The organism is Phytomonospora sp. NPDC050363 (assembly GCF_040655735.1).
Taxonomy (GTDB): Bacteria; Actinomycetota; Actinomycetes; order Mycobacteriales; family Micromonosporaceae; genus Phytomonospora.
Genome location: NZ_JBFAKK010000011.1, coordinates 57,402 through 84,219 on the forward strand (window position 1 = coordinate 57,402; position 26,818 = coordinate 84,219).

At 70.8% G+C, this 26,818-nt stretch carries 24 protein-coding genes and 1 pseudogene; 18 read left to right on the forward strand and 7 right to left on the reverse strand.

What is annotated here, in order from left to right:
* The first annotated feature begins 5 nt into the window (after positions 1-5).
* From AB0I28_RS27005 to ahcY, 5 genes are all read left to right on the forward strand, one after another.
* Positions 6-1,205, forward strand: coding sequence for an SIS domain-containing protein (locus tag AB0I28_RS27005; RefSeq protein WP_357498263.1), 1,200 nt, complete (start codon positions 6-8; stop codon positions 1,203-1,205).
* Positions 1,202-2,149, forward strand: coding sequence for a cation diffusion facilitator family transporter (locus AB0I28_RS27010; RefSeq protein WP_357497879.1), 948 nt, complete (start codon positions 1,202-1,204; stop codon positions 2,147-2,149). The genes AB0I28_RS27005 and AB0I28_RS27010 overlap by 4 nt, the downstream gene beginning before the upstream one ends.
* 41 nt (positions 2,150-2,190) lie before the next feature.
* A complete protein-coding gene (gene manA / locus AB0I28_RS27015) occupies positions 2,191-3,381 on the forward strand; it encodes a mannose-6-phosphate isomerase, class I (RefSeq protein WP_357497881.1) in 1,191 nt (396 codons plus the stop codon).
* 519 nt (positions 3,382-3,900) lie between these two features.
* Positions 3,901-4,509, forward strand: a complete 609-nt coding sequence (locus AB0I28_RS27020; RefSeq protein ID WP_357497883.1) for a lytic polysaccharide monooxygenase auxiliary activity family 9 protein — start codon at positions 3,901-3,903, stop codon at positions 4,507-4,509.
* A 166-nt stretch (positions 4,510-4,675) separates the two neighbouring features.
* Positions 4,676-6,148 (forward strand): adenosylhomocysteinase, encoded by a 1,473-nt coding sequence (gene ahcY, locus AB0I28_RS27025; RefSeq protein ID WP_357497885.1) that lies wholly within the window; start codon positions 4,676-4,678, stop codon positions 6,146-6,148.
* Positions 6,149-6,195: 47 nt separating this feature from the next.
* On the opposite strand, the gene AB0I28_RS27030 is transcribed toward ahcY, so the two are convergent.
* A complete protein-coding gene (locus tag AB0I28_RS27030) occupies positions 6,196-6,870 on the reverse strand; it encodes a hypothetical protein (RefSeq protein ID WP_357497887.1) in 675 nt (224 codons plus the stop codon).
* 141 nt (positions 6,871-7,011) lie between these two features.
* Here AB0I28_RS27030 and ychF point away from each other — a divergent pair, with 141 nt between their 5' ends.
* From ychF to AB0I28_RS27065, 7 genes are all read left to right on the forward strand, one after another.
* Entirely contained in the window at positions 7,012-8,094 is a 1,083-nt protein-coding gene (gene ychF / locus AB0I28_RS27035) for a redox-regulated ATPase YchF (protein ID WP_357497889.1), read from the forward strand.
* Between the two features lie 216 nt (positions 8,095-8,310).
* Positions 8,311-8,655, forward strand: a complete 345-nt coding sequence (locus tag AB0I28_RS27040) for a hypothetical protein (protein ID WP_357497891.1) — start codon at positions 8,311-8,313, stop codon at positions 8,653-8,655.
* A gap of 135 nt (positions 8,656-8,790) precedes the next feature.
* Complete coding sequence (locus tag AB0I28_RS27045) at positions 8,791-9,348, forward strand: GNAT family protein (protein WP_357498265.1); 558 nt, start codon at positions 8,791-8,793, stop codon at positions 9,346-9,348.
* Between the two features lie 90 nt (positions 9,349-9,438).
* A complete protein-coding gene (locus tag AB0I28_RS27050; protein ID WP_357497893.1) occupies positions 9,439-9,702 on the forward strand; it encodes a hypothetical protein in 264 nt (87 codons plus the stop codon).
* A gap of 46 nt (positions 9,703-9,748) precedes the next feature.
* Entirely contained in the window at positions 9,749-10,276 is a 528-nt protein-coding gene (locus AB0I28_RS27055) for an HAD domain-containing protein (protein WP_357497895.1), read from the forward strand.
* 71 nt (positions 10,277-10,347) lie between these two features.
* Positions 10,348-10,920 (forward strand): hypothetical protein, encoded by a 573-nt coding sequence (locus AB0I28_RS27060; RefSeq protein WP_357497896.1) that lies wholly within the window; start codon positions 10,348-10,350, stop codon positions 10,918-10,920.
* Positions 10,921-11,009: 89 nt separating this feature from the next.
* Positions 11,010-11,621, forward strand: a complete 612-nt coding sequence (locus AB0I28_RS27065) for a DUF4082 domain-containing protein (protein WP_357497898.1) — start codon at positions 11,010-11,012, stop codon at positions 11,619-11,621.
* A gap of 47 nt (positions 11,622-11,668) precedes the next feature.
* Here the strand turns inward: AB0I28_RS27065 and AB0I28_RS27070 are convergent, their stop codons facing one another.
* Positions 11,669-12,532, reverse strand: a complete 864-nt coding sequence (locus tag AB0I28_RS27070) for a LysR family transcriptional regulator (protein ID WP_357497899.1) — start codon at positions 12,530-12,532, stop codon at positions 11,669-11,671.
* Between the two features lie 84 nt (positions 12,533-12,616).
* Between AB0I28_RS27070 and AB0I28_RS27075 the strand changes: the two genes are divergently transcribed.
* Positions 12,617-13,816, forward strand: a complete 1,200-nt coding sequence (locus AB0I28_RS27075; protein WP_357497901.1) for an MFS transporter — start codon at positions 12,617-12,619, stop codon at positions 13,814-13,816.
* On the opposite strand, the gene AB0I28_RS27080 is transcribed toward AB0I28_RS27075, so the two are convergent.
* From AB0I28_RS27080 to AB0I28_RS27090, 3 genes are read right to left on the reverse strand one after another with little or no spacing between them, the layout of a single operon-like run.
* A complete protein-coding gene (locus tag AB0I28_RS27080) occupies positions 13,725-14,090 on the reverse strand; it encodes an MASE1 domain-containing protein (protein WP_357497903.1) in 366 nt (121 codons plus the stop codon). The genes AB0I28_RS27075 and AB0I28_RS27080 overlap by 92 nt on opposite strands.
* A complete protein-coding gene (locus AB0I28_RS27085) occupies positions 14,033-14,278 on the reverse strand; it encodes a hypothetical protein (protein WP_357497904.1) in 246 nt (81 codons plus the stop codon). Before AB0I28_RS27085 ends, AB0I28_RS27080 begins: the two co-directional genes overlap by 58 nt.
* Positions 14,279-14,337: 59 nt before the next feature.
* Positions 14,338-14,682 carry a pterin dehydratase gene (locus AB0I28_RS27090; protein ID WP_357497906.1) on the reverse strand — a complete coding sequence of 115 codons (345 nt, stop codon included), beginning with the start codon at positions 14,680-14,682 and terminating at the stop codon, positions 14,338-14,340.
* Positions 14,683-14,949: 267 nt separating this feature from the next.
* Here AB0I28_RS27090 and AB0I28_RS27095 point away from each other — a divergent pair, with 267 nt between their 5' ends.
* Positions 14,950-15,384 (forward strand): (deoxy)nucleoside triphosphate pyrophosphohydrolase, encoded by a 435-nt coding sequence (locus tag AB0I28_RS27095; protein ID WP_357497908.1) that lies wholly within the window; start codon positions 14,950-14,952, stop codon positions 15,382-15,384.
* On the opposite strand, the gene AB0I28_RS27100 is transcribed toward AB0I28_RS27095, so the two are convergent.
* Positions 15,381-19,721: a hypothetical protein gene (locus tag AB0I28_RS27100; protein ID WP_357497910.1), complete on the reverse strand. Its 4,341-nt coding sequence runs from the start codon at positions 19,719-19,721 to the stop codon at positions 15,381-15,383. The two genes, AB0I28_RS27095 and AB0I28_RS27100, sit on opposite strands and share 4 nt — an antisense overlap.
* Before the next feature lie 148 nt (positions 19,722-19,869).
* On the opposite strand from AB0I28_RS27100, the pseudogene AB0I28_RS27105 reads away from it, so the two are divergent.
* Both AB0I28_RS27105 and AB0I28_RS27110 read left to right on the forward strand, forming a co-directional pair.
* A pseudogene (locus AB0I28_RS27105) lies at positions 19,870-20,259 on the forward strand (sigma-70 family RNA polymerase sigma factor); the annotation flags it as partial.
* Positions 20,260-21,453: 1,194 nt separating this feature from the next.
* Positions 21,454-22,536, forward strand: a complete 1,083-nt coding sequence (locus AB0I28_RS27110) for a hypothetical protein (protein WP_357497911.1) — start codon at positions 21,454-21,456, stop codon at positions 22,534-22,536.
* Positions 22,537-22,592: 56 nt separating this feature from the next.
* On the opposite strand, the gene AB0I28_RS27115 is transcribed toward AB0I28_RS27110, so the two are convergent.
* Positions 22,593-23,948 (reverse strand): UDP-glucose/GDP-mannose dehydrogenase family protein, encoded by a 1,356-nt coding sequence (locus tag AB0I28_RS27115; RefSeq protein WP_357498267.1) that lies wholly within the window; start codon positions 23,946-23,948, stop codon positions 22,593-22,595.
* Between the two features lie 212 nt (positions 23,949-24,160).
* On the opposite strand from AB0I28_RS27115, the gene AB0I28_RS27120 reads away from it, so the two are divergent.
* Positions 24,161-25,330: an acyl-CoA dehydrogenase family protein gene (locus AB0I28_RS27120; protein WP_357497913.1), complete on the forward strand. Its 1,170-nt coding sequence runs from the start codon at positions 24,161-24,163 to the stop codon at positions 25,328-25,330.
* Between the two features lie 926 nt (positions 25,331-26,256).
* On the forward strand, positions 26,257-26,787 hold the full coding sequence (locus AB0I28_RS27125; protein WP_357497915.1) for a hypothetical protein: 531 nt from the start codon (positions 26,257-26,259) through the stop codon (positions 26,785-26,787).
* The last annotated feature ends 31 nt before the right edge of the window (positions 26,788-26,818 follow it).

The window sequence follows — 26,818 nt, forward strand, 5'->3', positions numbered from 1 at the left end:
AGCGCATGGACGACGGCACCGCGGGAGTGACCGGCCAGTGCCGGGTCGACGAGGACCGGCTCGGCTCAGCCGAGGCCATCGCCGCCGGCGACCCCGGCGGGGCGCTGCGCGCGGTCGCCTCGGCGGGCCCGCAGCTTCGTGAGGCCGCCGCCTTGGCGTCCGAGGCGAACCTGGTCTCGCTGGCCGACGAGGGCCGCCCCCGCGCGGTCGTCGTCGCGGGTGTCGGCACCGCCGCCCGCACCGGCGACATCCTGTCCACAGTGGCCGGACCGCGCGCGCCCGTCCCGGTAGTCGCGCACCGCAGCGCCGGCATCCCCGGCTGGGTCGGCGCCGCCGACGTGGTCATCGCCGTCTCCGCGTCCGGACGCAGCCCCGAGGCCCTCGCGGCCGCCGAGGCCGCCGCCCGGCGCGGTGCGCGCCTGGTCGCCATCGGGGCCCCCGACACCGAGCTCCAGGCGGTCGCCGAGCGCGCCCGCGCGCCCTACATCCCGGTCCCGCGCCGGGCTCCGGCCCGCATGAGCCTGTGGGCGCTGACGATCCCCGTCCTCATGGCCGCCAAGTCCTTCGGCCTGATCCGCCTCAACGAGGCCGACATCGCCGAGACCGCCGCGCGCCTCGACGCCGACGCCGAGCGCTGCAAGCCCGACGCCGAGGCCTTCGTCAACCCGGCGAAGTCCCTCGCCCTCGACCTGGCCAACTCCATCCCGGTCGTGTGGGGTTCCTCTCCGCTCGCGGGCGTGGCCGCCCGCCGCTTCGGCGACATGCTCGCCGCCAACGCCCGCTACCCCGTCGTCGCCGGTGAGCTCGGCGAGGCCGGACGCGGCCGGGTCGGCCTCCTCGACGGAGTGTTCGGCACCCTCGCCGAGCAGGACCGCGACATCTTCGCCGATCCCGGCGACGAGCCGGAGTCGACCCGGATGCGTATCCTCCTCCTGCGCGACGACGGCCTCGACGGCGACGAGTCGGGCACGCCCAAGGACTCCAAGCGGGCCGACGCGGTGGTCGAGCTGACCGGACGGCGTGGCGTACGATGCGACGTCGTCAACGCCGAGGGCGCCTCTGCCCTTGAGCGGCTCGCGTCGCTGATCGCCGTGCCCGACTTCGCGTCGGTGTACCTGGCGCTCGCGCACGGGCTCGACCCGATGTCGGTGCCCGCCGTGTCGGAGATGAAGGAACTGAGCAACGTCATGGAGGACAGCACGTGAGCGCAAGCGGCGGCACCAAGGCCATCGTGGCCGCACTCGGTGCGAACGCGGGGATCGCGGTCACCAAGTTCATCGCCTACGGTCTGACCGGATCCTCGTCGATGCTGGCCGAGGGCATTCACTCGGTCGCCGACTCCGGCAACCAGGCCCTGCTGCTGCTCGGCGGCAAGCGCGCCGCCCGCGAGGCGACCCCCCAGCACCCCTTCGGCTACGGCCGCGAGCGCTACATCTACGCGTTCATCGTGTCGATCGTGCTCTTCAGCGTCGGTGGCCTCTTCGCCTGCTACGAGGGCTATCACAAGATCCACGAGACGCTCGAAGGCCACCCCAACGATCTCCTCACGTCGAAGTGGTGGTGGGTGCCGCTGGTGGTGCTCGGCATCGCCATCGGGCTGGAGACGTACTCGTTTCGCACCGCGATCGTGGAGTCCAACGCCGTGCGCGGCAAGGCCTCCTGGAAGTCCTTCGTCCGCAACGCCAAGGCCCCCGAGCTTCCGGTCGTCCTGCTGGAGGACCTCGCCGCGCTGGTCGGTCTCTTCCTCGCCCTGCTCGGCGTCGGTCTGACGCTGCTGACCGGTGACGGCATCTACGACGGCATCTTCACCGTCGCGATCGGCGTGCTGCTGGTCATCGTGGCGATCATTCTGGCGCTGGAGACCAAGAGCCTCCTGCTGGGCGAGTCGGCCACCGAAGAGCACGTCCGGGCGATCGAGAAGGCCCTGGTCGGCGACGAGGTCGACCACATCATCCACATGAAGACCCTGCACCTGGGACCCGAGGAACTGATGGTCGCCGCGAAGATCGCCGTGCGGCACGACGAGACCGCGGCCGACATCGCCCGCGGTATCGACAAGGCCGAGGCGCGGGTGCGCGCGGCCGTGCCGATCGCGTGCGTCATCTACCTCGAACCCGACATCGACCGGGCGGACGCCGCCGCCAAGTAGTCCGCCGCACCGGCCGACGTTCGCCGAAGGACGAGAGAACCGTGGAACTGCTGCGCAACCCGATCAGACCGTACGCCTGGGGCTCGCACACCGCGATCGCCGCGGTGCAAGGGCGCCGGATCCCCACCGAGGGGCCGGAGGCCGAGCTCTGGATGGGTGCGCACCCCGGTGATCCGTCCACTGTGGAGGACGGCCGCACGCTCATCGACGTGATCGCCGAGGACCCCGAGCGGGTCCTCGGCGCCGCGAACGTGCAGCGCTTCGGTGTTCGCCTGCCCTTCCTGCTCAAGGTTCTGGCCGCCGAGGCACCCCTGTCGATCCAGGCGCACCCGGACGCGGCGCAGGCCCGCGCGGGCTTCGACGACGAGGAGTCGGAGGGCGTGCCGGTCGACGCGACCGTGCGCAACTACGTCGATCCCTTCCACAAGCCCGAACTGCTCTGCGCGGTCTCGGAGTACGAGTGCCTCTGCGGCTTCCGCGACCCGGCCGAGTCGGCCGAGCTGCTGTCCCGGCTCAACGTCTCGGCGCTGGCGGGCACGGTCGACCTGCTCCGCCAGGACGACCCCTCGCAGGCGCTGCGCGAGGCCGTGACGACCGTGATGACCGTCCCGGAAACCCTGCGCGGGCCGCTGCTCGACCAGGTCGTCGCCGAATGCGCCCAGCTCGCCGGGGAAGGCCCCGGGGGAGCGACCTACGCCATGGCCGCCTCGCTGGGCAAGGCGTACCCGGGCGACATCGGCGTGCTCCTCGCGCTGCTGCTCAACCACGTCATCCTCCAGCCCGGCGAGGCGATCTACATGCCGGCCGGCAACGCCCACGCCTACCTGCGCGGGGTCGGCGTCGAGCTGATGGCCGCCAGCGACAACGTCCTGCGCGGCGGACTGACCGCCAAGCACGTCGACGTGCCCGAACTGCTGCGCGTGCTGCGCTACGAGTCGCTCGCCGAGCCGCGCGTCGTGGCGGTGCAGGTGGCGCCGGGTGTGCGTGAGTGGCAGACGCCGATGCCGGAGTTCAGGCTGTCGCACGCGAGCGTCGGCGGTCTTCGCGACAAGGTGGTCCTGCGCAACGGCGGGCCGCGGATCCTGCTGTGCTGGTCGGGCCAGGTCCGGCTGGACGACGGGGTGCAGCCGCTGACGCTGCTGCCCGGGCAGGCGGCCTTCGTCGCCGCCGACGCCGCCGATTCCGTTGTGGCGACGGGCTTCGGCGAGCTGTTCCAGGCTTCCACCGCCTGACCCCGAAACTCCTTCACCGCCTCCGGCGAGTTCCGGTAACACAGTCACGCACTTTTCGCTGCCGTTTGCCCTGATATGGGCCAAACGCAGAATTTCTGGATCTTTTCGGCTTTCCACTTGACGGCCGATCGTCCGAGTGTAACTATCTAGGTACGCAGCGTCATCGCGACGAGAGTCCGAGTCACGCGCGGGGGAACCAAACCGGGGGGAGTACGGGGCGGTTGGGAAAGTCGAGCGGTTCGTCCGCCGGCTCACCAACCGCCCCGTACGTATGTTCCGCCTGCTCACGGCCTCGGTTGCAACGTTTTGCGGGATCGGGCGGCGCTCTCGGCGTCGGCCGCATTTCTCGCCATGCTCACACCCCAGCACGGCTCACTTCTGTGCACCCGTCCTCTCTGTGGTCATTTGAGGCGCTCCCAGTAGTCATGCGGTGACTTAACTGTGTCTAGACCGTAAGTCCGATTTTGCCCTACGCTAAGGAAGCTTTCTTTAAACGGCAGGTCACCGAAAGGATCCGACATGTTAAGTCGAAGAACGCTCCGTGTACTCGTCGGCTTCGGCGCGAGTCTCGTCGCCTCGCTCATGCTGCTTCTCGTCAGCGGCAGCGGCGCCTACGCTCACGGCTACACCACGTCCCCCACGAGCCGCGCCTACTTCTGCAAGCTCGGCCAGGTCAGCAACTGCGGCCCGATCCAGTGGGAGCCGCAGAGCGTCGAAGGCCCCAAGGGCTTCCCCGGCGGCGGACCGGCCGACACCAAGCTCTGCAGTGCGGGCCTTGGCCAGTTCGACCAGCTCAACGACCAGCGCGGCGGCGCGTGGCCGGCGAACAACGTCACCCGCGGCGCCACGTACAACGTGCGGTGGACGCTCACCGCGGCCCACTCGACGACCGACTTCAAGTACTACGTCACCAAGCCGGGCTGGAACCAGACGGCCAAGCTGACCAGGTCGGCGCTCAACCTCACGCCGATCAAGACCGTCTCCTACGGTGGCGCGCAGCCGCCGTCCTCGGTCTCGCACGCGGTAACGCTGCCCAACCTCTCCGGCCGGCACATGCTGTACTCCGTGTGGACGATCAACGACACGGGCAACGCCTTCTACCAGTGCGCCGACCTCAACTTCGGCTAGGGCCGGTATCCCGACACCCGGCATGGCGCCGGGGAGGGCCTCCCGCGGGCCCCTCCCCGGCGCCGCGCGTCGCCCGGTGTCGCGAGCGGCTCCCCAATGTGATGCGCGGAGCACGCGCGGTGCCGCGCAATGGCCCCATAGGATCACGCTTGCGTATCATGCGGGCATGACGAGTACGTTGCCGCAGACCACGCCTTCCACGGATTCGGCCGCCGACTTCAAGGTCGCCGATCTCTCGCTCGCCGAGTTCGGCCGCAAGGAGATCACCCTCGCCGAGCACGAGATGCCCGGCCTGATGGCCGTCCGGCGGGAGTTCGCCGAGACCCAGCCCCTCGCGGGCGCGCGGATCACCGGCTCGCTGCACATGACCGTCCAGACCGCCGTGCTGATCGAGACGCTGGTGGCGCTCGGGGCCCGCGTGCGCTGGGCGAGCTGCAACATCTTCTCGACCCAGGACCACGCCGCCGCGGCCATCGCCGTCGGCCCCGAAGGCACCCCGGACGAGCCGCGGGGTGTGCCGGTCTTCGCCTGGAAGGGCGAGACGCTGGAAGAGTACTGGTGGTGCACCGAGCGCGCGCTCGACTGGGGTGCCGAGGAGCTCAACATGATCCTCGACGACGGCGGGGACGCCACCCTGCTGGTGCACAAGGGCGCCGAGTACGAGAAGGCCGGCGCCGCGCCGGACCCGTCGACGGCCGACAGCGAGGAGTTCACGGTCATCCTGACGCTGCTGAACCGTTCGCTCAAGGAGGACGGGCAGCGCTTCTCCCGCATGGCCGACTCGATCAAGGGCGTCACCGAGGAGACGACCACCGGCGTGCACCGCCTGTACGAGATGCAGCGCGACGGTTCGCTGCGCTTCCCGGCGATCAACGTCAACGACTCGGTGACCAAGAGCAAGTTCGACAACAAGTACGGCTGCCGCCACTCGCTCATCGACGGCATCAACCGCGCCACCGACGTGCTCATCGGCGGCAAGACGGCCGTCGTGTGCGGCTACGGCGACGTCGGCAAGGGCTGCGCGGAGTCGCTGCGGGGCCAGGGCGCGCGGGTCATCGTCACCGAGATCGACCCGATCTGCGCACTCCAGGCCGCGATGGACGGGTACCAGGTCGCCACGCTGGAGGACGTCGTCGAGACCGCCGACATCTTCGTGACCGCGACCGGTTGCAAGGACGTCATCACCGCCGAGCACATGGGCCGGATGAAGCACCAGGCGATCGTGGGCAACATCGGCCACTTCGACAACGAGATCGACATGGCCGGGCTGATCGCCCGCAAGGACGTCGTCAAGGACAACATCAAGCCGCAGGTCGACGTGTGGACCTTCGACGACGGCCACAAGATCATCATCCTGTCGGAGGGGCGCCTGCTGAACCTGGGCAACGCCACCGGCCACCCCAGCTTCGTGATGAGCAACAGTTTCGCCAACCAGGTGCTGGCGCAGATCGAGCTGTTCGCCAAGACCGACGAGTACCCGATCGGCGTGTACACGCTGCCCAAGCAGCTCGACGAGAAGGTCGCCCGCCTGCACCTCGACGCCCTCGGCGTCCACCTCACCGAACTGACCGGTGACCAGGCCTCGTACCTGGGCATCGACGTCGCCGGCCCGTACAAGCCGGAGCACTACCGCTACTGACGCGAACGAAGGCCCGGTACGCGATGTACCGGGCCTTCGCCGTCGTCTCAGGAGCCGTAAGGAGGGGGCGGCGGCTTCTGCTGGTGCGGATTGCTCGACGGGAGCTGCGTGGTGGCGCCTTCGCCGTCGTCGACGTACATCGACGGCTGGGCGGGCGCCGCCGGGGCCGGCTCGTAGGTGGGCGCGGCGGGGGCGAAGGGGTCGATGGGCTGCTGGCCGAAGGAGTCGTTCAGCGCGGCGGAGCCGAGCGGGGCCTCCGTCGGCGCGTAGCCGGTGTTGTCGGCCGTGACGGCCTTCGGGTTACGCCAGCGGGAGAAGCTGAAGGCCGCCGTCAGCAGGATCGCCGCGACGATGACCGGCGCGTACGTGGCCGACGGGAGCGTCAGGGCGGACGGGTCGAGCTTGAGCCCGTCGGTGAGCGCCTTGAACTCCAGCCAGGAGGCCTTGTACTCGAAGATCACCTGGCCGCCGATGAGGATGACGGCGGCGAGGATCGGTCCTGCCGGGGACAGCCGCAGGGTGGCCAGGAAGCCGAGGATCACGCCGGCGAGGGCGACGCCCGCGTATCCGATGAGCTTCGTCTTCGCCCACGTGCCGTCCGGGAGGGGCGCTCCCGCCGCTTCCATGGCGTGGAACAAGAAGGCGTTGGCGCCGATCGCGGCGGCCAGCCAGGCCGCCAAGGCGCCGAACAGGCCGTAGATGAGACTGAGGATGTGCCGCATTGGGCCCTCCCATGCGGGGTTTAGGGGTAGGGGTGTGCTGTGGGTCTCGGTTGTGGCCCCCCATCCTGGCGCATCAATGCAACCGGGCACACCCTGACCCCGTGGTGGGCGTCATAGTGGCGCTCCGGGGACAATGGCCGGGTGAAACTCACCATCGGCATCGTGGGCCTGCCCAACGTCGGCAAGAGCACCCTGTTCAACGCGTTGACCCGCTCGGACATTCTGGCGGCGAACTACCCCTTCGCCACCATCGAGCCCAACACCGGCGTCGTCGGCGTGCCCGATCCGCGACTGGCGAAGCTCGCCGAGGTGCACGGTTCGGCGAAGATCCTGCCCGCGACGGTCACCTTCGTCGACATCGCCGGGCTCGTGCGCGGCGCGTCGGAAGGGCTGGGGAAGGGGAACCAGTTCCTCGCCCACATCCGCGAGGCCAATGCGATCTGCCAGGTCGTGCGCGTCTTCGCCGACGACAACGTCACGCACGTCGACGGCCGTGTCTCACCCGCCGACGACATCGAGACCATTAACACCGAGCTGATCCTCGCCGACATCCAGACGATCGACAAGGCGCTGCCGCGGCTGGAGAAGGAAGCCCGCGTCAAGGGCAACGACAAGGAGCTCCAGGCGAGGCTGGCGGCGATCAAGAACGCGCGCGAGATCCTCAACGAGGGACGCACCGTGTTCTCGGCCGGGCTGGACCTCGAAGCCGTGCGAGAGCTGCACCTGTTGACCGCCAAGCCGTTCCTCTACGTGTTCAACGTCGACGAGTCGCAGCTGGGCAACGAGGAGCTGCTGGACTCGCTGAGGGCCATGGTCGCCCCCGCCGACGCGGTGTTCCTGGACGCCAAGATCGAGTCCGAGCTGGTCGACCTCGACCCCGAGGACGCGCTGGAGCTGCTGCAGTCGACCGGGCAGAGCGAGCCCGGCCTCGACCAGCTCGCCCGCATCGGCTTCCACACGCTGGGGTTGCAGACGTATCTGACGGCCGGGCCCAAGGAGACGCGGGCCTGGACGATCCGGCAGGGCGCCACCGCGCCGGAGGCCGCGGGGGAGATCCACACCGACTTCCAGCGCGGGTTCATCAAGGCGGAGATCGTGTCCTACGACGAGCTGATCGACGCCGGGTCGATGGCCGAGGCGAAGTCGCGGGGGAAGGTGCGCATGGAGGGCAAGGAGTACGTGATGCGGGACGGGGACGTGGTGGAGTTTCGGTTCAACGTGTAGGGGTGCCGGCGCCGGTCGTCCGGCGCGCAGGTGCTTGTGGGGAGGGGTCTCGCGGTGGTGGCGGGGCCCTTCTTCGTGTCTCCCAAGCAGCCTCTGCCCGTTCCCACTACTGGTGTCCCACCATGTCGGGGTGAATCTCGGGGTTCGCCGACGAGTTCGGTTCCTACCTTGCCGAGATCGAGCGCCGGCGGGGTCGGCGGATCGCCGGCTGAGGGGGTGGCGACGCCTCTCGCGCGGCCGGCGAAGAAGTTCAACCCTCGCCGTCCCAATCCGGCTGGGTTCGACCGGATCTCGCCCTACGAGGATGTGGATACGGCGGAGGCCAACCTGCACTTCGAAGACGGGCAGTGGAACCGGGACGGCCCAATGCGCGCCACGGACGAGGGCCCCGGAACGAACGCGCCCGATCTGAAGGAGCCGTGGGCGTCCGACCCGTTCCTGAAGACTCGCTTCCACATCGAAGGGCACGCTCAAGGATGGGTGAGCACGACGTTCCGGTCGTCGCTCCGCCGGAAGTGCTGGCGGACTTGGCCGGGCCCGCAGGCGGATCACGACGACTGACGGTCTGGCCGACGCATCCATCGATGCGGAAACAAGTCGCGTCCCCTTCCACCCGCCACTAGCATCCGTCGGAGTTGATCTCCGGGCCGACGACTCGGCCCGCCCCGACATTGAAGTGGCGGTTGCATGAGCGACATGTGGACTGGTGCGAAGATCCGCTTGCGTGGGGTCGAAAGTGATGACTGGCAGGGCTTTCGCGACCTCGCGGTGGACAGTGTCGACGTTCGCAACGCCGACACGGTGGAGCCTCCTCGCTCGCCGGAGAGTTTTCAGTCCTGGACGGCTGAGCGGGCTGGGCGGGCGCCTGGGGGTGAGGCCTTTCGCCTGGTGGTCGAGTCCATAGAGGACGAATCTTTCGCGGGGTCGGTGACGGTGGGGGAGACCGACGTGCGGGCGGGGCGGTTCAAGACGGGGGTCGTGATCAGCCGTGACCATCGCCGCAAGGGGTATGCGGCGGAGGCGACCGAACTCGTCCTCGCCTACATGTTCGCCGAGCAGCGCTTCAACAAGTGCGAGGTGGAGGTCTACTCCTTCAACGACGCTTCGCTCGCCCTGTACCGAGGGCTGGGCTTCACGGAGGAGGGGTGGCTTCGCGAGCACGAGTACTTCGCCGGCGACTACTACGACGTGGTGCTGCTGGGGATCACGGCGGCGGAGTACTGGGCGACGCATCAGCGGCCGGCGGTGCGGTGAAAGGGACCCGGAAAGCGCACTCAGTCCAAAGAGGACAGTAGACCTTATACTTCGATACTCTTCGGCAAATCGGGATCTCGAGGAGGTGCGATGGCGGCCTGTAACGGGTGCGGCGAGCGGGTGGACGGTTCTGGACGGCTGTGCGCGCTGTGCATCGCGAAGATGGTCAACTACGCCGAGGGCGACTACCACGACGAGAACGACCCCGCCGTGAAGCTCTACAACAAGAAGCGCGACGAGATGAACTCGCCGAAGTCGTCGCAGGGCGGCTGCGCGGTGGTGGTGCTGGCGGCGATGGCGGTTCCGGCCTTCCTCGCGGCGGCCGGGGTGGGGCTGGCGAGTCTGTTCGGTTAGAGGGAGACGCGGGCGTACCACGGCAGGCGGTCGGGATACTGCTCTGATGCCCCGCCCTCTCCTGTTCCTCGACGTCGACGGTCCGCTCATTCCCTTCGGCGCGGGGCGGGACGTGCGTCCCGACGGCTATCCGACCTTCGGCGCCGCCGACGACGCCAATCCGCTCCTCTCCCGGCTCGACCCGGCGCTCGGTCCGCGTCTGGCCGCGCTGGACTGCGAACTCGTGTGGGCGACGAGCTGGACGCACGAAGCGAACGAGCACGTCGCCCCGCGCTTGGGTCTGCCGCCCGCGCCGGTGGTGATCTGGCCGGATGCGCCGGATGCCGACGCATCGGACCCGCTCCACTGGAAGACTCCGGTCCTCGTCGACTGGGCCGCCGGCCGGCCCTTCGTGTGGGTGGACGACGAGATCACCGTCGCCGACCGCCGCTGGGTCGCCGTCCACCATCCCGGCCTGGCGCTCCTGCATCGCGTCGACGCCCGCCGGGCCCTCACCGCCGCCGACTTCGCCGACCTCGCCACCTGGCTCCGCCCACCCCGCCCTGGCTTGCCGTCGGGCCCTCGCACCAAGTAGCTTGGCGCACGCCGAACGGTCGGCCGCGCAACGGATCCCGGCCGGGGTAACCGCAACCGGGAGGACCGCTCATGAGTCGCGCCGACCTGAGGTTTCTGCTCAAGGTCATCGCCCTGGTGGGCCTGGTCCTGGCGGGTGGGGTGGTGGCGGGCTTCAAGGTTTTCGGGGGGCCGGACTCGGTGGCCGTCGACTGCGCCGACTTCGCCGCCAAGGCGTCCTCGGGGGCGATCTACGCCACCGCCGAACCGGTCCTGGAACGCCAGACCTCCGACGCCGCGAAGTGGTGCGAGTTCAGCGGCGTGGGCAGTGACGGGACGCGCGACAAGGTGCGGGTCACGGTCGAGGGCTTCGGCGAGGACGCACCATCCGATGTGGACGACTGTGGCGAGCCGCTTCGGCTCGGTGACAACGAACAGGGCTGCCTCCAAATGGTCGAGGGGGCCGGCACGCCCGGTTCGAACGGTGCGGTCGTCCGGCTCGTCCGGGTCGAGGGTGACCTGCGCATCGAGCTTGAGGCGCGGTTGAGCGCGGCGACGCTGCGGCGGGTCGAGCAACTCGCGGCGGGGCAAGGGGTCGAGGCCTTCACGCTCGCCGACCTGGCGCGCTTCACCGAGGCGGCCAAGGAGCTGACCCGGCGGGACTGAAGCGGCCGTCCAATACCCCACAAAGGACGGACGGGCAACGGCCGAACGCCCGTATCAATCCACAGTGGACGGTCCCTAATCTTCCCCTCATGTCGTTGCTTCGAAACCGAACCAGGTCCGCATCGTCCCTGCTCACCGCGCTGGTCGCGGCGACCGCGCTGGTCGCGGTGGGTGCGACTCCGGCGGCCGCCGACCCGGCCTCGCACCAGCTCTGGGGCGACCAGACCCCGGCCCACAGCGTCGCCGACTTCGACACCGACGCGCTCAACCTCTCGACGGTCTTCACCGTCGACGTCCCCGGCACCATCACCGCGATCCGCTTCTACAAGGCCGACGGCAACGAGCGCGCCGCCGGCGACCGCTGGGTCGCGGTGAACCCGACGGCCACCCCGAGCCTGGGCGCCAACGAGTTCCTGTCCCCCGAGGAGGAGACCGACTACGGCTGGCAGACCGTCGCGCTCAGCTACCCCTTCGACGTCGAGCCCGGCGTCGAGTACACCGTCACCTACACGGCCTTCGGCGGCGTCTACGCCTACACCTACGACTACTTCACCGACGGCCCCCTCACCGTCGGCCCGCTGACCGCCCACAACAGCACCTACCGCTACATCTACCGCTACGACGGCAACGGCGACCAGATCACCGGCACCTGGCGCGACAGCAGCTACTGGGTCGACCCGGTCTTCGTCCCGGCGGCCTGAACCCCGAAGACCCGAACCCCAGGCCCCGGAGCCCTCGCTCCGGGGCCTCATCCCGCCTCGGCAAGCGCCTCGGCGAAGGCGCGCACCCGCTCGGTCTCGCCGTCGCGCCGCCACACCAGCCCCAGCGTCGAGTCCGGCAGGTCCTCGATGGGGACCACCGCGACGTCGCCGCGCCGGTTGTACTCGGCCGTCAGCCGGCACATGATCATGGCGCCCCGGTTCGCCGCGACGGCCGCCAGCCCTTCCTGGAGCGTCCGCACGCGCGGGCCGCTCCACGCCGTCTCCGGCGGCCACGGGAAACGCGACCAGTAGTCCGGCGCGGGCGCGGCGACGCTGATGGCATCGCAGGCCGCGAGGTCGGCCGCGCTCACCGATTGGCGCCGCGCCAGCGGATGGCGCGTCGAGACCAGCAGCCGCTGCGGCTCGCGCGAGAAGACCGGCCCCAGCGTCAGATCGGCCTCGCGGACCGGCAGCAGCACCACGGCCGCGTCGACCTCGCCCCGTCGCACCGGCCCGAACGGGTCGAACATCGGCACCTCGACGGCGTCCACCTCGCAGTCGGGATGCCGCGCCGAGAAGCGCCCGATCGTCGACGCCAGCCGCTCGCTCAGCCCGCCCAGGAACCCCAGCCGCAGCACACCGTCCACGCCCCGCGCCTCGGCCCTTGCGACGCACACCGCGTTGTTGAGGGCGTCGTAGGCCGGCCGCAGCGACTCCCGGAAGCGCTCGCCCAGGGGCGTCAGCCGCACCCGCCGGCTGGTCCGCTCGACCAGTCGCGCGCCGATCCGGCCCTCCAGCGAGCGCAGGAGCTGGGACACGCGGCCTTGGGAGACGTAGAGTCGCTCGCCGGTGCGCCCGAAGTGGAGTTCCTCCGACAGCACCAGGAAGCATTCCAGCTCACGGATCTCCATGTTCCTCCTGTCGATTAGCCTGCCTAATCCAAGGATGAGCACTCCGTCGTTGATCCACAACCTCCAACGGCCGAGTCTTGGCCCATGTCCTCTCGTACCGCCGTCTGGCCGGCCATCCTGGCCGCCACCGCAGGCACCTTCACCGTCGTGACCAGCGAGATGCTGCCCATCGGCCTGCTCACACCCCTAGCCGCCGACCTCGACGTGAGCGAAGGCACCGCCGGTCTCACCATGACAGTTCCGGGTCTCGTCGCCGCGGTCGCGGCCCCCATCATCACGCGCGTCATCGGCCGCCTCGACCGTCGGCATGTCCTCATGGGGCTGATGGTTCTGCTGGCCGCCGCGAACTTCGTGTCCGCCGCCGCCTCCAACTTCCCGGTCCTGCTGGCCTCCCGCGTGCTCATCGGCGTCGGCATCGGCGGCGTCTGGGCGATCTCGCTGACCGTCGCCGGGAGGCTCGCGACCGGCAAGATCGCCGCCCGCGCCAACGCCACCGTCATGAGCGGCATCGCCATCGCCTCGGTCGCCGGGGTCCCGCTCGGGACCTGGATCGGCGGCCTCGCGGGCTGGCGCGCGGCCTTCGCCGGCGGCGGGGCGCTCGCGCTCCTCGTCGCGGCGGTCATGGCGGCCGTCCTGCCGTCGCTGCCTTCGGAGGGCCGCGGCGGGGCGCGCGTCGGATCGGCGACCGGCCTGCGCGTCGGCCTGGTGGTCCTCGCCGCCCTCGTCGCCGGCCACTTCGCCGCCTATACCTACGTGCGGCCGCTGCTCGAACAGGTCGGCGGCCTGACCCCGGGCGCGATCAGCGCCCTGCTGCTGGTCTACGGGGTCGCCGGCGTGGCCGGGAACTTCCTCGTCGGCATCCGCGCGCCGAAGGCACCGGCCGCGACGCTGCTGGCCATCGCCGCCTCGCTCGCGACCGTGCTCGCCGTCGTGCCGCTGCTCGTGCGGGGTCCCGCAGGGGCGACCGCGCTGCTCATCGCGTGGGGTGTCGCATACGGGGGTGTGTCCGTCGGAACGCAGGTGTGGTTGTTCTCCAAGGCGCCCGATGCGCGGGAGAAGGTGTCGGCGATGGTCACCTCGGTGTTCAACCTCGCCATCGGCGGCGGGGCGCTGCTCGGGGGCCTGGCCGCCGACGCCTCGGGGGTGCGGGCCGCGGTCTGGCTCGGCGCCGGGCTCGTGCTGATCTCGCTGGTCACGGCTGTGCGCGCAGAGACGCGACGACCCTCGCGAGCTGTTGGTATGCCCGCTGCACATCGCGATGAGCCTGATCCCGCTCTGCGGTGACGGCGGCCGGCAGCAGGGCCGTCAGCGCCGCCGTGGCATTGAAGATCTGGAGCGTGACCATGTTCCCCAGCAGATCGTGGTCGGCGAGGGGCCCCAGCTGCCGCACGGCGCCGTAGACGGCGATGACCGAGGCGAGCAGGGCGCAGGGTGCGGCGAGGATCTGCTGGAAGCGCAGGGCGGCCCAGATGAGGAACGGGAACACCGCGAACAGCAGCGTCAGCGGGACACGCCGAAGCGGAGGAGGCAGCCGACGGCGACGCCCGTGGGCGGCCACAGTGGAGTGACCTGGCCGCCGACGAGTTCGAGGCCCAGCCCGACGCGGGCGGCGAGGTAGTAGGCGGCGGCGATCAGCACGAGCGACACGGCGGTGGCGACCGGGCGCGGCGTGCCCAAGGCCCGGCCGCGTGCGAGCCGCCGGAGTCCGGCGAGGCGACCCCGCACGGTGGTCCGGTTCCTGCTCACAGGGAATTGTGGTTCGCCGCGGGCGCCGGTGTCGAGGGACTTCAGCGGTCGGTGCGGTGCTAACCGGTCGCGCTGCGCCGCCTGCTCCACCACGTCGTCAGCCGCCACGAGTTACGAGCGGTGGCGTCCTCGGCGTCGGTGATGTGCGCCATCGTGCGGTAGGCGTCCTCGACGCGCGCGGCGAAGGCGATGTCGTTGGCGTTCACGCCGTCGGGATTGCGGACCGACACCGTGGTGGTGCCGTCGTTGCGGCGCACATAAGGGCGCAGCTCCAGCGTGTCGGCGTACACCTTGATGCGTTCGGTCAGGTCGGCGTGCTGGCTCTCGTCGATCGGCAGGGTCCGTGTCAGGCCGGTCGTGTCGCCGGTCCAGCCGGACAGTTGCTCCAGTGCGTCTTTCAGCAAGTTTTCACCTAGCGTCATGGGCACCTCCGCGGCGGGGCCTTCATCGGGTTGTGTCCGAACCGCCGTCGCGCCTTAACCATCGGTCCCTAGAGTCTTGCCGCACACCCTGTCCGGTGTCCACGCAGGCATTTCGGTCTTTTCCGGATGATCGTGATTGGCCGGTCGTCCCGTATCGCGGTATGTGGCGTCCAGCACGAACTACTGACCAGAAGTACGAGGCTCGACCAACCGAGCAGTGGAGCGTTAAGCGACATCGGACGGTGATCAATGGCCGATCTTGTGGCACTGTTGAGCGCCGTGACGACACAAAAGGTCATCGTCGGTGCGGCGATCATTCTCGACGGGCGAGTGCTCGCCGGTGAGCGCTCCGACCCCCCGGCCGCCGCCGGCCGCTGGGAATTCCCAGGTGGGAAGGTCGAACCGGGCGAATCCGAGCTCGACGCCCTCGCTCGAGAGTGCGACGAGGAGCTCGGTGTGACCATCGAGATCGGCGAACGCATCGGCGGCGACGTGGCCATGGCGGGAGGCCGCGCCACGCTGAAGGTCTGGACGGCCACGCTGCGTGACGGGACCCCGCAGGCGCGCGAGCACAAGGAACTGCGCTGGCTCGCCGCCGACGAACTCGACTCCGTGCCCTGGCTGCCCGCCGACGCCCCGATCGTCGCCGCGCTGCGCCCCCTCCTCGCCAAGAGCGTCGCCTAGCGCATACCCCCGACCGCGGCCTTCAGGCGACGGAAATCCCGTCGCCGCTGCTCGAAGGTCGCACCCGCGACCAGCAGCAGCACCGCCGCCACCGCGATCGGCAGCCACGCCGGGACCAGCGTCCACATGAGCACCAGCTCGTGCAGCGCGACCAGCACCAGCACCAGCCCGCCGATCACCACCGGCGACTGCCACCGCCGGTTCGCGCCGACCAGCAGCACCAGCAGCGCCACCGCGCCCAGCGCGAGGCGGCGCAGCGGATCGCCTGCCGACACGAGCACCGGCGCCAGCGTCGGCGCGAACAGCGTGAGCAGGCCCGGCCCCAGCGCGACCCAGCTGCGCAGCGGCGGGCGCTTGCGCAGCTCAAGAACGCCTCCGACCAGCGCGATCACCGCCACGGGAAGCGTGTACGCCTCCACCGTCTCCACGTCGGCCGCCGACAGCAGCAGCCAGTACGCGATGAGCTCGCCGACGGCCGCGACCAGCGCGTATGCCCGGCGGAGCGTGCCCGACCCCATTCGCAGCGCATAGAGGCCGAGCATCGCGCCGTAGACGGCGAACACGGTCGCCAGCGGCCGGGCGCTGTCCTCCGACGCGGCGAAGGCGAGTGCCGGGAGGAGGTTGACGTGCGCCATGACCTCGGCGGCGAGTGCCTGCGGGGGACGTCCGCCGCGCAGTGCGAGCAGGGACGCGGTGGCCAGCAGGGCGAGGGCGACGCCGAGGACGCCGAGCGCGATCTGCGCGGCCGGCAGCTCGGCGGCGAGGCCAGCGGTGATGATCAGGGCGGTCAGGAAGGCGCCGCCGAGGACCTGGCCGGTGACGCGGCGGGCGGTGTCGGCGCCGGCGAAGGCCACGATGTGGCAGACGACGGTGGCGACGGCGAGCGCGGCGAGTGTCGTCGGGCGGGTGGCGAGGGCTCCCGCCAGCGCCGGGCCGCCGGTGAGCACGGCGAGGCCGAGACAGAGCAGGCCCTGCCTGATGTCGCGGCCGAATCCGGCGGTGAGGGCGGCGAGCACGGCGATGGCCAGCGCGGTGAAGGGCGCGGTCGGCCAGGGGAGGTCGAGGGCGACGGGCGCGGCGAGCATGACCGCGCCGAGTCCGCCGATGGCGATGGGGACCATCCAGCGCCGGTCGGCGAGACCGAGGACGGCGAGGAGGATGGCGAGGGCGACGGCGGCCAGGACGGCGACGTCGGCGACGTCGCCTGGCGGGTCGGCGTGACCGGCGTAGAGGCCGTCGACGGTCGAGGCCGGGACGCGGCTCCACGCGGCGGTGAGCCAGCTGTAGGGCAGGACGAGGGGTGCCAGGACGACGGGGCTGACGGCGACGGCCGAGACGGTGAGCGCCGGCACCGACAGGGCCGTTCGCCAGCGCGCGGCGGTCTTGTCGGGCAGTTGCAGGAGGGCCGCGGCGATACCGATGAGGGCCGCCAGGGCGGTGTGGACGCGGGTCGGTTCGTCGGTGGCGAAGCTGGTCAGGGCGGTGATGGTGGCGGCGACGGGCACGGCGACCGTGGCGTAGGGGAGGTTCCGGGAGCCGCCGACGCGCAGGAGCACGGCGACGAGCAGGCCGAGGCTGGCGGCGCCCATCGCGGCGAGCAGCCCGACGCGTTCGGGCAGGGGACCGCCGGGCAGGTCGGGGTCGGTGATGACGGCGACCGCCGAGATCGCGACCGCGGGGAGGATCAGCAGTCCGGCGGCGGTGGCGATCCCGCCGGTGACCGGTTGCCTGCCGCCGGAGGCGATGCCGGCGACGAGCAGGCACGCCGCGGCGATCGCGCCCGTCGCGGCCAGGGTCGCCAGGGGCGTGGCCAGTGACGTGACCAGCGCGTAGAGGGCGAAGGCGATGCCGACGCCGAGGCGGGTCGGCGCCTCCGGTCCCTTGACGGCGGCCAGGACGCCGAGGCCGACCGCTGCGGCCGTCGCGAGGATCGGGGTGGTCGGCCAGCCGAGCTGCCACGCGACCGGCGCCGAGAGCAGGGCGAAGCTCGCGCAGGCGAGCACGAGGTGGTGCCGCGTCCGGCCGCGCAGCAGCGCCACGGCGGCGATCGCGGCGATCAGCAGCACGACCGGCGGCTGCCAGCCGAGCCAGCGCACGTCTTCGGCGGCCGAGGTCCACGCGTTCGGTCCGACCGTCCAGACGGGGAAGGACGCGCCGGCCGAGGCCGCGGCCGCCGCGATCGCGATGACCGCCGAGACCCCGGCGGCGATACCGCCGGCGATGGCGGCGCCGATGCCGGGACCGGCCCGCAGGTGTCCGGGCAGGCGGGCGACGCAGAGTCCGGCGATCCCGGCCAGCGCCACGGCGACGAGGCTCTCGAAGCCGGGGGTGAGGCGGTAGGCGACCGTCGTCAGTGTCGCGATGATCAGCAGGACCGCGGCGGCGGCGGCGATCCGGCGTGCCGTCTCGTTCTGCTCGCGGGTCTGGCTCGCCTCGATGGCACGGGCGACCAGGACGAGCGCGAGCGGCACGCAGCCGATCGCCACGTACGTCTCCGTGCCGTCCAGCTCGTTGCCGATGAACCCGGCGCTGGTGAGCAGACCGGCGGCGGCGCCCACGGGGAACAGCCAGGACAGCCCGCCGGTTGTCGGTGTCCACAGCGAGGCGGCCAGCGCGCAGGCCGCCGCGGCGGTGAGGCCGAGACCGGCGAGGTAGACGGGGGGCGTGCCGAGCAGGTGCGCCCAGACGACGAGAGCGCCGGGCAGTGCCCACGTCGCTGCGGCGAGGCCGATCGCGGCCGGGGCCGCGTGGGCCGAGCCCTTGCGGAGCAGGTGGAGCAGCCCTCCGACGATGACCACGCTCGTCAGCGCGGCCGCGGTGGCGAGGCGGTCGGCGAGGGACATGCCGACGGCGAGCAGGAAGACGGCGCCCGACGCGGCCAGAAGCGTCGCGGAGTCGTCGCGAGACCCCGACCGCGCGCTGAAGGCACCGGCGACGGCCGCCGCGATCAGCACGGGGACCGCGACCCGCCAGCCGAGACCCAGCGCGCCGGGCGCGGTGACCAGGACCAGCGTCGCGGCCAGGACGGCGGCGGTCCGGCGGAGGCGGTGCTTCGGCGCGGCGAACTCGGCCAGCCCCAGCAGCGCGAAGATCAGCGGCACCTGCCACAGGTTCGCCGGCGCCGAGGGGTCGGCGGGCGAACTCCACGGCGTCGACTTCAGCGCGAGGGCGACGGTGGCGGCACCCTGCAGGAACACCATCAGGAGCACCACGACGGTGGCGGCCGCGCCGACGAGCAGCGGACCGAGCCGGTAGGCGTTCGGGAGTCGGCGGGCCACGCCGGTGACCACGATCGTCGCCAGCGCCGGGAGGACCAGCAGGTCGGGCGCGTGGTGGGCGGTCAGGTAGGCGACGGTCCCGATGACCGAGGCGGCGGCCAGGCCCGCCGAGATCGTCGCGGCGACCTTGTCGCGGCCCGACACGGCGGCGGTCGCGGCCAGCAAGGTCACCGCGCACAGCAGGACCAGGCCGATGTTCGTCGCCGACTGCCCCAACGCGACGAGCGCGGCGAACAGGCCGAGGACCGGGACGGCGTACAGCGGCACCATGAGCGCGCTCAGCCGGTGGTAGAGCAGGCCGAACACGGCCGCCGCGATGGACGTCCCGGCGACGAACACGCCGGCGTCGACGTCGTCGACGAGCCCCAGGAGCCACAGCGCCACGCCGTCGAGGACCACCAGCAGCAGACCGACGGCGCTGACCGTCTCGGCGGTCGCCGACAGACCGCGCTTCTTGAGCACGAAGGGGACCGCCAGCGCGATGACGGTGATGGTGCCCAGGATCGCCGCGCGGCCCCCGACGCCGAAGGTCACCCACGCCACCGTGGTGAAGCTGATCGCCGCGGCGGCGGCGAGGATCCCGCCGAGGATGAGCAGCGTGTTCTGCACGAGCCGGCCGGAGGTCTCCGGGCGCCGCGCGGGCGCCGGGGGCACGGGCGCCGGCGCCGGCGCGTAAGGCGGCGCGACGGGCGGCCGGTACGGGCTCGGCGCCGGCGGGCGCGGAGCCTGCGGCCGGTCCCACGACGGCGTGGCGGCGGGCGGGGGAGCGGCCACCGGCGTCGGCGGCGCGACGGCCTGCGGCGGCGGGGCGCTCCGCAACTGCCGCTCCCGCTCGCCCAGCCGCGCGAGGATCCGCGCGCGCTTCGCCGTGAGCAGCATCTGCGTCTCCTCCGCCGACCGCGTCTGCTCCCGCAGCCGCGACAGCGACTGCGCGGTCTGCCGCAGACTCGCGTCGACACCCGACAATTCCGTCAGCAGGGGTTCGGGCCCGCGTCCGCACACGGCGCAGCCCTCGGGGCCCGACGGCGCTCCGCACTGGGGACAGGGATACATGCTCACGGATGCAGCATGACCCCTGTACGCAAAGACGGCGCCTCACCGGGCTCGAACGCGCGGCGATTGTGACCGCTTCGCGATGTTCGTCCGTTGGGGCAACCGAAAACTCGCCACCGGCGTCAACCCGGGCAGACCACAGGAAGGACCCCGGATGGAGACCGACCTCCCCGCCGCCCAGTTCGAGGAGTTCGTCCGCACGCGCACGCCCGCGCTCATGCGCACCGCCTTCCTCCTGACCGGCGACCAGTTCCTCGCCGAGGATCTGGTGCAGTCGGCGCTCGCCCGCACCCACCGTTCGTGGCGGCGCCGCCGGCTCAAGGAGCACCACACCGGTGAGCCGCCCGAACCGCCCGTCTCGGGCCACGACGCCGCCGAGGACGCCGTCCGCCGCATCGCGGTGTGGGAGGCGCTGATGCGCCTGACGGCCCGGCAGCGCGCCGTGCTGGTCCTGCGCTTCTACGAGGACCGCAGCGTGGCCGAGACCGCCGACCTGCTCGGCTGCACGGAGGGCGCCATCAAGAGCCAGAGCTCCAAGGCCCTCACCCTCCTGCACGCCAAGGTCCTCGCGCGTTCGCGCGGCATCGGGATCCGGCGGGCGGCCGCGGGCGCGGTCACGGCCTTCGCGGTGGCCGTCGGCGGGGTCGGCGGCGCCTTCGCGGTCGCAGGGCTCCCCGAAGGCGGCACCGGGCCCGTTCCCGACAACGGCAGCAGCGGTGTGAGCGTGCCGTCGACGAGCGAGAGCACCACCGCCGAAACCCCGCCGGAGAAGGAGAACAACCCCGACTCCCCGCTCGACGGCACCTTCTACTACCTCGATCGCGGCGGCTCGCAGGGCGCGACGCGGGTCCTGTCGTGGTCGCCGGCGCAGGATGAGCCGACGGTCGTGCTGGAAGGCGACGACACGCTGCGCAGCACCGCGAGCGTCTCACCCGACGGCGAGCGCATCGCCTGGCGCGAGACCTCCGCCGACGGCCTCACCGCGAACCTTCTCGTCAAGGAGCTGGCGACGGGAGCGGTGACGACGCTGATGGACGACTTCCAGTACCTGCCGTGCGCCGAGCCGGTGTGGACCCCCGACGGCGAGAGCCTGCTCGTCGGGCGCGCTCCGCTCAACGGCGGACCGGACGTCATCGCGTCGTACGTCTCTCTCGACGACCCGGGGGAGTTCGGCGGGGACGTGGAGCTTCGCGGGTGTCATCCGCGCTTCATCGCCGGCGGCGAGAACGCCGGCGACATCACGTATACGGGCGCGTCGGGTATGGCGGCGATGGCGGCGGGCGGTGAGCCGTCCTCTTTGGACCTGAGCGAGACCGCCGGCCCGCTCTTCGAGTCCTTGGGAAGGGGCGCCGACGAACTCGTCGCGGTCAGCGAGGACGGCACGAAGGGGTGCGTGAGCACGTCCTCCGGGACCGTCGACCGGGCGGTGGTCTGCGACGCGGTCATCGAGCTGCCGAGCGGGACGGTCGTGGAGGCATCCGAGGACTTCGCCGTGACCTACGTCCTCGCCGGCGCGGACCTGGTCGGGCGGGCCGACGGGGTTCTCGTCGTCACCGACGCCTCCGGTGCCGAGTTGGGCGCCATCACCGAACCGCGACTCGACGGCAGCGCCGAACTGCTCGCCTATGTCAGCTGATGTGGACTATCCATTTTGGAGGCCATTGTCCCTTCGGGCAACCCTCTCGGCGGAATCGGCGTCATGGTGGTGGACAGAACGGAAATGCGAACGGGGGAGAACATGAACACCGAAGAGAACAAACCGAAGGGCCTGCGCCGGGCACTGTGGCCGGTGCTGGCGGTCGTCGCGCTCGTCGCGGGATACGGGGCTGTCCTGTACGCCGATCCCAATGACAGCGGCAAAACCGACACCGCCGACGACTGGTCGGGCCCGAACGAGCCCGCGGCGTCGGTGGGTTCGCCGGAGGCGAGCGCCGAATCGGTCGCCGCCAAGGAGGAACTCGCCACGATCGAGGGGACGTTCTTCTACATCGATTCCGGGTCGGAAGGCGGCGAGCTGTGGTCGTGGACTCCGGGGCGGCAGCCCGAGTCGCGTTACAAGTCGGCGAAGAGCAAGCTCTTCGTCGACGCCACCGTCTCGCCGGACGGACGCCACCTGGCGTTCCTGGTCCCCGGAAGCGAGTACCCGAAGGTCGATCTGGTCGTCCGGGACTTGACGAAGAACACCGAGCGCACGATCGCCAAGGGGCTCGGTCAGGGCGGTGAGTACACCATGGACGCACACTGGGCGCCCGACGGAAGGCCGATGATCCTGACCCAGACCAGGTTCGGCACCGCCGGGATCGTCCTGCGCTGGTTCAACATCGAGACGGGGGACAAGTCGCAGGAGATCGAGATGCACGGCTCCTTCCCTCGGCCGGTGCCTCGGGGGGACGACGGCTACGACCTGTACTACCTCGACCTGCTCGCCGACGGTGTCCGGGACATCATGAAACGGGAGCCCGGCGGCCGCGTCACCGCCACCGGGCTCGGCCCGGCCGTCGAGGATGCCCTCGGCCAGCCGCTGCTAGGTCTGGGCGCGATGAGTCAGGGGGCGGATCAGGCGTGCGTGACGGTCGGGAGCCCCAGTGGCATCCGGACTCGTGTCCTCAACTGCAAGATCGTGCTGGACGTCGCCACGAAGATGGTCGTCTACTCGCCCGACGGGGGCTTCAAGGGGCCGGTGCTGTTCCTCGACGACGGCCGGACCATCGGCCGCTTCAGCACCTTCGTGTCGATGCGGGCAGCCGACGGTTCCGAACTGGCGCGGGTCGACGAGCCGGCGTTGCTGCGGAACCTCGCCCTGCTCACCCACACCACTTAGGCACCAGGCAGAACGGCGGCCCATCACCTTCGTGGTGGTGGGCCGACTTCGCGCGTTCAGCCGTGTGCGGGCCGTCCCATGCCGCGGTACTGCCAGCCGGCTCCGGTCCACAGCACCGGATCGAGGCTGTTGGTGCCGTCGATGACGCGGGCGTGGGCGACCAGTTCGATGAGTGCGGCGGGGTCGGTGTGCCGGAACTCCTCCCAGGCGGTCAGCACGCAGACGAGGTCGGCGCCGTCGACGGCTTCGGGGATGTTCTTGGCGTAGACGGCATCGGGGACGACGTCCTTGGCGGTGGCCATGCCCTCGGGGTCGTAGGCGGTGACGGTGGCGCCGGCGCGCATGAGCTTGCGGGCCACCGAGAGTGCGGGGGAGTCGCGGACGTCGTCGCTGTTGGCCTTGAAGGTCACGCCGAGCAGCGCGATCTTCAGGCCGGACAGGTCGGGACCGTTGGGGCCGGAGGTGCGGCCGCACATCTCGGCGGCCATGGACACGACCTTGGTGCGGCGGCGGGCGTTGACACGGTCGACCTCGCCGAGGAACCGCAGCGAGTCGCCGACGCCGAGCTCCTCGGCGCGGGCGACGAAGGCGCGGATGTCCTTCGGCAGGCAGCCGCCGCCGAAGCCGACGCCGGCGCGCAGGAACTTCGGGCCGATGCGGTCGTCGTAGCCGATCGCGCGGGCCAGCAGCGTGACGTCGCCGCCGGTGGTGTCGCACAGGTCGGCCATGGCGTTGATGAAGGAGATCTTGGTGGCCAGGAAGGCGTTGGCGGCGACCTTGACCAGCTCGGCGGTGGCGAAGTCGCAGGCGACCACGGGCACCTGGCGGTCCTCCGCGGCGGCGAGCTCGAACACCCCCTTGTGGACGGCGTAGAGCAGGTCGCGGGCCCAGTCGCTGTTGACGCCGAAGACGACGCGGTTGGGTCGCAGGACGTCCTCGACGGCGAAGCCCTCCTGGAGGAACTCCGGCGACCACGCCACCTCGACGCCCGCCTCGACCGGGGCGTGCCGGGCGACGAGCTCCTCGACCCAGGCGGCGGTGCCGACCGGGACGGTCGACTTGCCAACGATCAGGGCCTTGCGGAGGAGGTGCGGGGCCAGTTCGGTGACCGACGCCTCGACATAGGACAGGTCGGCGGCGTCGGAGTCGGACCGCTGCGGGGTCCCGACGCAGATGAAGTGCACGTCGGCGAAGTCGGCGATCTCCTCATACGAGGTCGTGAAGCGCAGCCGCCCGGCGTCGAGATTGCGTTTGAGCAGCGCCTCAAGGCCCGGTTCGTGGAAGGGCAGGACGCCCTGGGAGAGTTTTGCCACTTTTTCGACGTTGACGTCCATCCCGACGACCTCGTACCCGAGCTCGGCGAAACACGCCGCGTACGTCGAACCCAGGTACCCGCAGCCCACGAAGGCCAGTCTCGGGCGAAGCGCGCCCGAGGGTGGCGTTATGGGGTGGGAAGGTGACGGTCCGTTGACCTGGACGCTCACTGAGCGGACCCCCTACTGGCGAGTAACGCGGTCGACGAGAATATGGTTCGTAACTGCCGTACTGCTATGCCTAGGTATCCTCACAGCCGAAGCGAGCACACGGTGTCCTGATAGTTGACGGCGGGTGAAGGGCGAGGTAAATGGTGTTCGACGCGTACCGGTTGCCAGAGGAACACGAGGCGATCCGCGCGGCCGCGCGCGAGGTCTGCGACGCCGAGGTGGCTCCTCGCGCCGCCGAGGCCGATGACACGGCGAGCTTCCCGCAGGCCTCCTACGAGGCGTTGCGGTCGGCGGACCTGCACGCACCGCACGTACCCGAAGAATACGGCGGAGCGGGCATCGACGCACTGGGCACGGCGATCGTGATTGAGGAGGTCGCGCGGGCGTGCGCCTCGTCGTCGCTGATCCCGGCGGTGAACAAGCTCGGGTCCCTGCCGCTGCTGCTCGCCGGGTCGGAAGAGCTCAAGCGCACCTTCCTGCCTCCCGTCGCCGCCGGTGAGGCGATGTTCTCCTACTGCCTCTCGGAGCCCGAGGCCGGTTCCGACGCCGCCTCGCTCAAGACGAAGGCCGCCCGGGACGGCGACTCCTATGTACTCAACGGCGCCAAGCGCTGGATCACCAACGCCGGCGACTCGAAGTTCTACACCGTCTTCGCCGTGACCGATCCGTCGGCGCGCAGTCGCGGGATCAGCGCCTTCGTCGTCGACAAGGACGACGAGGGGGTCAGCTTCGGCGCCCCCGAACGCAAGCTCGGCATCAAGGGCTCCCCGACGCGCGAGGTCTTCTTCGACAACGTCCGCATCCCCGCCTCCCGCCTGATCGGCGCGGAGGGCGAGGGCTTCAAGATCGCCATGCGGACCCTCGACCACACCCGCGTGACCATCGCCGCGCAGGCGCTCGGGATCGCACAGGGCGCCCTCGACTGCGCCGCCGTCTACGTGCAGGAGCGGCAGCAGTTCGGCCGCGCCATCGCCGAGTTCCAGGGCATCCAGTTCATGCTCGCCGACATGGCCATGAAGCTCGCCGCCGCCCGCCAGCTCACCTACACCGCCGCCGCCAAGTCCGAACGCGACGACGACGACCTCACCTTCTTCGGCGCGTCGGCCAAGTGCTTCGCGTCGGACGTCGCGATGGAGGTCACGACGGACGCGGTGCAGCTGCTCGGCGGGTACGGGTACACGAAGGACTTCCCGGTCGAGCGGATGATGCGGGACGCGAAGATCACCCAGATCTACGAGGGCACGAACCAGGTGCAGCGGATCGTGATCGCGCGGCAGGTGCTGGCGAACGTGGGGAACGTGTTCGACTAGCCAGTTGGCTTGGGCCCCCGCCGGTGGTGGCGGGGGCTTTCGCTGTCTTTGGTCAGGCGGCGCACGGGCGGTGAGGCAGGATCTACGTTCCGGTGAGCGTGGCCGCGAGTGCTTACACGTTTTGGAACCTCGAACCCTTCGGCGTGCGAGCGGGCGTGCGGATCTACTCCGCCGCGAGTTCGTACCTCAGGTGGGGACAGCGGTACCGAGGGCTTTTCTCGGTCCTCGTTCAGGCCGCTCGGCGACTACGAGGGCGTCCATGGGCAATGAGGGACTGGGAATGAGCGAACAAGCCGCGGAGCTCGCGGGTCCGTGTGGGGGGTGCGGAGAGCCGTGCGTGGGCTTGGCGGCACAGCTGACGACGGATGGTCGGCTGCGGTGGGAATTGGAGTGGGCCTGTGGCGCCTGCGGAGTGGTCTCGTGTGACGGTGGCTGGGGTCCGGCTCCGGCGGAGGTGCGCGGTGAAATCCTGGCGCGGCACGGACCTGGCTGCCTGCGGCCGGTCGGTGAGTATGGCGGTGGAGGAATTCTGAAGGTCTTCCGTGAGGCTCTCGGGTTTTCTCTGGACGAGGCGCAGAGATCAGCCCGGAACCTGAGGCGACACGGTTACGAAGGTACGAGCGTCGAGGTACATTTCCTCGCTGATCTCCTTCGAGAGGCAGGGTTTCCCAGCACGGTGTCGCCTGGCTCGTGTGGGCAGGTGGGTCCTGAATAGCCCGGACACGTCGGGCCTCGGCCGCGCTTCCCGGTGGATGACCGCCGCAGGAGACGCTTCATTCCGCGGACGAGCCGCGCGAATCAAGGTCGGCTCAAGATTCCGGCTCCGTCCCCAAGGCACATTCGTGGTTGTCGCGGTCCCCAATCGGGTCGGGCGCGACAAGATGCAGTCGGGTGCGCACGTGCCCGCGATGGGTTGAGGAGACTTGATGTCCGGTGGCCAGATGGCTCTCGTCGTGGTGGTCGCGGTGGTGGCGGTCCTGACCGCCGCCGGTCTGCTCATCGGCCGTCGTTCGGGTACCGATGAGCATCGACCGAACGCGGCCGCCGACCGCAGCAGGGATGCCCGGATGGCCGATGACGTCGTCGATTCCATGGAGCAGGTCCACGCGAGGATGTGGCGGATGGTGGCCGAAGGCCGCACCGGCCATGCCCTACAACTGGCGCGCGCCATGTACAAGACCACCGAGCGCGACCCCGCGCGCTGGGTCGCCGACGTCGCCGAAGAGCTTCGAGCCGCGCCGGGTAAGCCCTCGCCGGACTTCGGCCCGGCACGCAGGCTGGCGGCCCAAGGCCGCACCGCCGACGCGATCGGGGAGTACCGGCGCCTGACCGGGGCGGGCCGCGGTGAGGCGGAGAAGGTCGTCGGCGCGCTGGCGGTCGCCCAGGGGCGAACAGGCATGACTCGCGGCTCGGAGACGGGCGCGCGATGGTGTGAGTCGCGATCGCGCTCCCGGTGACCGTCGTGAGCACGGTGCGGATCGGCTGATG

What these genes read in the sequence shown, in the direction of transcription:
- AB0I28_RS27060 (WP_357497896.1), top strand. Translation starts at nt 10,348, where the DNA reads ATGAGTCGCGCCGACCTGAGGTTTCTGCTCAAGGTCATCGCCCTGGTG.
- AB0I28_RS27050 (WP_357497893.1), top strand. Translation starts at nt 9,439, where the DNA reads ATGGCGGCCTGTAACGGGTGCGGCGAGCGGGTGGACGGTTCTGGACGG.
- AB0I28_RS27020 (WP_357497883.1), top strand. Translation starts at nt 3,901, where the DNA reads ATGTTAAGTCGAAGAACGCTCCGTGTACTCGTCGGCTTCGGCGCGAGT.
- AB0I28_RS27065 (WP_357497898.1), top strand. Translation starts at nt 11,010, where the DNA reads ATGTCGTTGCTTCGAAACCGAACCAGGTCCGCATCGTCCCTGCTCACC.
- ahcY (WP_357497885.1), top strand. Translation starts at nt 4,676, where the DNA reads ATGACGAGTACGTTGCCGCAGACCACGCCTTCCACGGATTCGGCCGCC.
- AB0I28_RS27075 (WP_357497901.1), top strand. Translation starts at nt 12,617, where the DNA reads ATGTCCTCTCGTACCGCCGTCTGGCCGGCCATCCTGGCCGCCACCGCA.
- AB0I28_RS27095 (WP_357497908.1), top strand. Translation starts at nt 14,950, where the DNA reads ATGGCCGATCTTGTGGCACTGTTGAGCGCCGTGACGACACAAAAGGTC.
- AB0I28_RS27055 (WP_357497895.1), top strand. Translation starts at nt 9,749, where the DNA reads ATGCCCCGCCCTCTCCTGTTCCTCGACGTCGACGGTCCGCTCATTCCC.
- AB0I28_RS27030 (WP_357497887.1), bottom strand. Translation starts at nt 6,870, where the DNA reads ATGCGGCACATCCTCAGTCTCATCTACGGCCTGTTCGGCGCCTTGGCG.
- AB0I28_RS27045 (WP_357498265.1), top strand. Translation starts at nt 8,791, where the DNA reads ATGTGGACTGGTGCGAAGATCCGCTTGCGTGGGGTCGAAAGTGATGAC.
- AB0I28_RS27120 (WP_357497913.1), top strand. Translation starts at nt 24,161, where the DNA reads ATGGTGTTCGACGCGTACCGGTTGCCAGAGGAACACGAGGCGATCCGC.
- AB0I28_RS27125 (WP_357497915.1), top strand. Translation starts at nt 26,257, where the DNA reads ATGTCCGGTGGCCAGATGGCTCTCGTCGTGGTGGTCGCGGTGGTGGCG.
- AB0I28_RS27005 (WP_357498263.1), top strand. Translation starts at nt 6, where the DNA reads ATGGACGACGGCACCGCGGGAGTGACCGGCCAGTGCCGGGTCGACGAG.
- AB0I28_RS27110 (WP_357497911.1), top strand. Translation starts at nt 21,454, where the DNA reads ATGAACACCGAAGAGAACAAACCGAAGGGCCTGCGCCGGGCACTGTGG.
- AB0I28_RS27070 (WP_357497899.1), bottom strand. Translation starts at nt 12,532, where the DNA reads ATGGAGATCCGTGAGCTGGAATGCTTCCTGGTGCTGTCGGAGGAACTC.